General features: G+C 68.8%; 3 protein-coding genes. 2 read left to right on the forward strand and 1 reads right to left on the reverse strand.

The features are described 5' to 3' along the window. The coding region (locus tag AC2VNT_RS11645; protein WP_486947006.1) for a zinc-dependent metalloprotease at positions 1 to 953 on the reverse strand (953 nt) is incomplete at its 3' end. Positions 954 to 1,024: 71 nt separating this feature from the next. On the opposite strand from AC2VNT_RS11645, the gene AC2VNT_RS11650 reads away from it, so the two are divergent. Further along, positions 1,025 to 2,044: a YlbL family protein gene (locus AC2VNT_RS11650; protein ID WP_486947007.1), complete on the forward strand. Its 1,020-nt coding sequence runs from the start codon at positions 1,025 to 1,027 to the stop codon at positions 2,042 to 2,044. A gap of 82 nt (positions 2,045 to 2,126) precedes the next feature. Next, on the forward strand, positions 2,127 to 4,754 hold a 2,628-nt coding region (locus tag AC2VNT_RS11655; RefSeq protein ID WP_486947008.1), incomplete at its 3' end, for a UPF0182 family protein.

Genomic DNA, 4,754 nt, shown 5'->3' on the forward strand with positions numbered 1-4,754 from the left:
GTCTCCAGCCGCTCCAGCGCCTGCAGCTGGTCCGGCGTCGGCTTGGGTTCGAAGACGCCCTGGCTCAACAATTCCTCCATGGCGCGCGGGTCGCTCAGGGTGGCCGGGCTGAAGCCCTGGGCCAGCTCCTCGATGCCCCGGATGTCGATCTTCATCCCGCGGGCGTAGGCCTCCACCGCGCTGAGCAGCTGCCCGGCCAGCCACGGCACATGGGTGAACAGCCGGTGGTGGGCGGCCTCACGCGCCGCCAGGAAGGTGAGGAGCTCGCTGCGCGGTTGTTCCAGCCCGGCACCGAGCGCCTCGATCGCGCCGGGCAGCAGCGCCGCCACCCCGGTCGGCCCCAGCGGCAGCCCGATGTCGGTGCCGGTGAGCACCTCCCCGGCGAGCCGGCCCAGCGCCTGGCCCAGTTGTGACCCGAAGGCCATGCCGCCCATCTGCGACATCACCGACAACAGCGGCGTTGCCATGCCGGCCGCCTCCCGGGGCAGCGCGGAGGCCCAGACCGTGGAGATCTGTTCGGCCATCGGGTCGCAGAGCCGCCGCCAGATCGGCAGCGTGTGGTCCACCCAGTCCGTCGGCGTCCACGCGACGGCGCGGGTGGTTCCGGCCGGCAGCGACGTCACCCCGTCCAGCCAGGTCTCGGCCAGGTGGACCGCGTCGCCGACGGCGGTGGTCGTCGCCGCCGGGATCGCGGTGACCGGGCCGATCGAGCTCGCGGCCAGCTTACGGGCCAGGTCGTAGTTAACCGGGCCGGACGCGGTGCCGGCGGCCATCGCCGACCCGGCGCCGCTGAACATCTCACCCAGCCGGGTGAAGATCTGGCCGAGGTCGCCGACGTCGAAGCCGCCCGAGCCGGCGGCCCCGCCTGAGCCCGAGCCCGAGCCGGAGCCGGTGTCGCCGCGCCCGGAATCCGGGTCATCGCCGGCGGAGAAGCCGAAAGGCAGGTCAGCCATGACCCCAACGGTACCCACCGGTCCGCGACGGCGTGGCGCCCCGGTCGGGCCGCGGCGTTTACCATCGCGGGGTGAACAGGCGGATTCTTACCCTGCTGGTGGCGTTGGCGCCGGTCATGGTTTTCGGCTCGCTGCTGGCGGTGGTCACGGTGCCGTTCGTGTCGCTGGGCCCCGGGCCCACCTTCAACACCCTGAGCACCGTCGACGGCAAGCAGGTGGTCGACATCGAGGGCACCGAGACCCACCCCACCACCGGTCATCTGAACATGACCACGGTGACCCAGCGCGACGGGTTGACCCTGGGTGAGGCGCTGACGCTGTGGCTCTCCGGGCGCGAACAGCTGATGCCCCGTGACCTGGTCTATCCGCCCGGCAGATCGCGGGAGGAGGTGGACGAGGAGAACGACGCCGACTTCCGGAACTCCGAGCAGAGCGCCGAGTACGCCGCGCTGGGCTACCTGCGCTACCCGGCGGCGGTGACCGTGGCCGAGGTACGCGACCCCGGGCCGTCCGCCGGTGAGCTGCAGGTGGGCGACGCCGTCGAGGCGGTCAACGGCACCCCAGTGGCCACCGTCGATGAGTTCACCGAGATCCTGTCGCACACCCGGCCGGGCGAAGTGGCGGCGATCAGCTACCGGCGAAAGAACAGCCCGTCCGGGGTGGCCCGGATCACGCTGGGGGCCAGCGACCAGCACGACCACGGCTTCCTGGGCGTCGGTGTGCTCGACGCGCCGTGGGCGCCGTTCAAGGTCGAGTTCAACCTGGCCAACGTCGGCGGCCCCTCGGCGGGGCTGATGTTCAGCCTGGCCGTCGTCGACAAACTCACCACCGGCGAGCTGGCCGGGAACACCTTCGTGGCCGGTACCGGGACCATCGGGGTCGACGGCGAAGTGGGCAAGATCGGCGGGATCACCCACAAGATGATCGCCGCCCACGAGGCCGGTGCGACGGTGTTCCTGGTGCCGGCCGACAACTGCTACGAGGCCCGCGCGGACAACGACGGGCTGCAGTTGGTCAAGGTGGAGAACCTGAGCCAGGCGGTGGATGCGCTGCACACCGTCGTCGCCGGCGGCCAGCCCCCGTCCTGCTGAGCGGTCGTCGCGAGACCGGCCCACCGGCGCGGTTGCGTACAGTGGGGCATTCGGTGATGACGGCGAGCAGGGAGCCTGGCAAGTGAGTATGCGGCCCGCGGCGGGGATGCCGAAACTGACCCGGCGCAGCCGGAACCTGATCGTGGGGGCGGTGGCCGCGATCGGCCTGCTGCTGGTCGGGCCGCGGCTGATCGACGGGTACGTGGACTGGCTGTGGTTCGGTGAGCTCGGTTACCGGTCGGTGTTCGTCACCGTGCTGCTCACCCGGCTGGTGCTGTTCGTGGTGGTTGGGACGATCGTCGGCGGCATCGTGTTCGCCGGGATGGCGCTGGCGTACCGGGCGCGGCCGGTGTTCGTCCCGGGCAACGGGCCCAACGACCCGGTGGCGCGGTACCGCACCGCGCTGATGGCGCAGCTGCGCCTGGTGGGCATCGGCATCCCGGTCGCGATCGGACTGCTGGCCGGTGTGGTGGCGCAGACCTACTGGGCGCGTATCCAGTTGTTCTTCCACGGCGGCGCGTTCGGGATCCGCGACCCGCAGTTCGGCAAGGATCTCGGGTTCTACGCCTTCGACCTGCCGTTCTACCGGCTGGTGGTCAGTTACCTGCTGGTGACGTTCTTCCTGACGTTCCTGGCGAACCTGCTGGGGCACTACATCTTCGGCGGCATCCGGTTGGCCGGCACCGCGGGCCGACTGAGCAGACCGGCACGGATCCAGTTGGTGGTGCTGACCGGTGTGCTGGTGCTGCTCAAAGCGGCCGCCTACTGGCTGGACCGCTACGAGCTACTCAGCCACACCCGGCCGGGCAAGCCGTTCGCCGGCGCCGGCTACACCGACATCAATGCGGTGCTGCCGGCCAAGCTGATCCTGATGGTGATCGCGGTGATCTGCGCCGTCGCGGTCTTCTCGGCGATCGTGTTGCGGGACTTGCAGATCCCGGCCATCGGTTTGGTGCTGCTGCTGCTGTCGTCGGTGATCGTCGGTGCCGGCTGGCCGATGATCGTCGAACAATTCAACGTGAAACCCAATGCCGCCCAGAAGGAAAGCGAATACATCGGCCGCAGTATCGCCGCCACCCGGCAGGCTTACGGGATCACCGACGACGTGGTCAGCTACCGCGACTACAAGGGGGACGCGCGGGCGACCGCGGCGCAGGTCGCCGCCGACCAGGCCACCACCTCGAACATTCGGCTGCTCGACCCGACCATCGTCAGCCCGGCGTTCACCCAGTTCCAGCAGGGGAAGAACTTCTACTCCTTCCCCGACCAGCTCGCCATCGACCGGTACCTGGACCCCGACGGCGACCTGCGCGACTACGTGGTCGCCGCCCGCGAGCTCAACCCGGACCGGCTGATCGACAACCAGCGCGACTGGATCAACCGGCACACCGTGTACACCCATGGCAACGGCTTCATCGCCTCACCGGCCAACACGGTGCGCGGAATCGCCAACGACCCCAACCAGAACGGCGGCTACCCGGAATTCCTGGTGAACGCCGTAGGCGCCAACGGGACCGTGGTGTCCGAGGGGCCGGCGCCGCTGGATCAGCCGCGCATCTACTACGGGCCGGTGATCGCCGACACCTTCGCCGACTACGCGATCGTCGGTCGCAACGGTGCCGACCGGGAATACGACTACGAGACCAACACCGAGACCAAGAACTACACCTACACCGGCGAGGGTGGCGTCCCGATCGGCAACTGGTTGGCGCGCAGCGTGTTCGCTGCGAAGTTCGCCGAGCGCAACTTCCTGTTCTCGTCGGTGATCGGTTCGAACAGCAAGATCCTGTTCAACCGCGACCCGGTCCGGCGGGTGCAGGCGGTGGCGCCGTGGCTGACCACCGACAGCACCATCTACCCGGCCATCGTCAACAAGCGCCTGGTCTGGATCATCGACGGCTACACCACGCTGAACAACTACCCCTACTCGGAACGCACTTCGCTGTCGTCGGCGACCGCGGACTCCAACGAGGCGGAGTTCAACCGGTTGCTGCCGGACCAGCGGGTGTCCTACATCCGGAACTCGGTCAAGGCCACCGTCGACGCCTACGACGGCGCCGTGACGCTGTATCAGCAGGACGAGAAGGATCCGGTGCTGCAGGCGTGGATGCGGGTCTTCCCGGGCACCGTCAAGCCGAAGGGCGAGATCTCGACCGATCTCGCCGAGCACCTGCGCTACCCGGAGGACCTGTTCAAGGTGCAGCGGCTGTTGCTGGCGAAGTATCACGTCAGCGACCCGGTGGAATTCTTCGCCGCGCAGAACTTCTGGGATGTGCCCAAGGATCCCAACCCGACCGCGAGCAGCTTTCAGCCGCCCTACTACATCGTCGCCAAAGACCTCGCCAAAAAGGACGGGTCGGCGTCGTTCCAGCTGACCAGCGCGATGAACCGGCTGCAGCGCGAGTTCTTGGCCGCCTATATCAGCGCGAGTTCGGACCCGGCCACCTACGGCCGGCTCACGGTGCTGACCATTCCCGGTCAGGTCAACGGGCCGAAGCTGGCCAACACCGCGATCACCACCGACACCGCGGTCTCCCAGGATCTCGGTGTGATCGGCCGGGACGGCCAGAACCGGATCCGCTGGGGCAACCTGCTCACCCTCCCGCTCGGCGACGGGGGGCTGCTCTACGTCGAGCCGGTCTACGCCTCGCCGGGGGTCACCGACGCGTCGTCGTCGTACCCCCGGCTGATTCGGGTGGCGATGATGTAC

This window comes from Mycobacterium sp. TH-M15 (genome assembly GCF_057473705.1).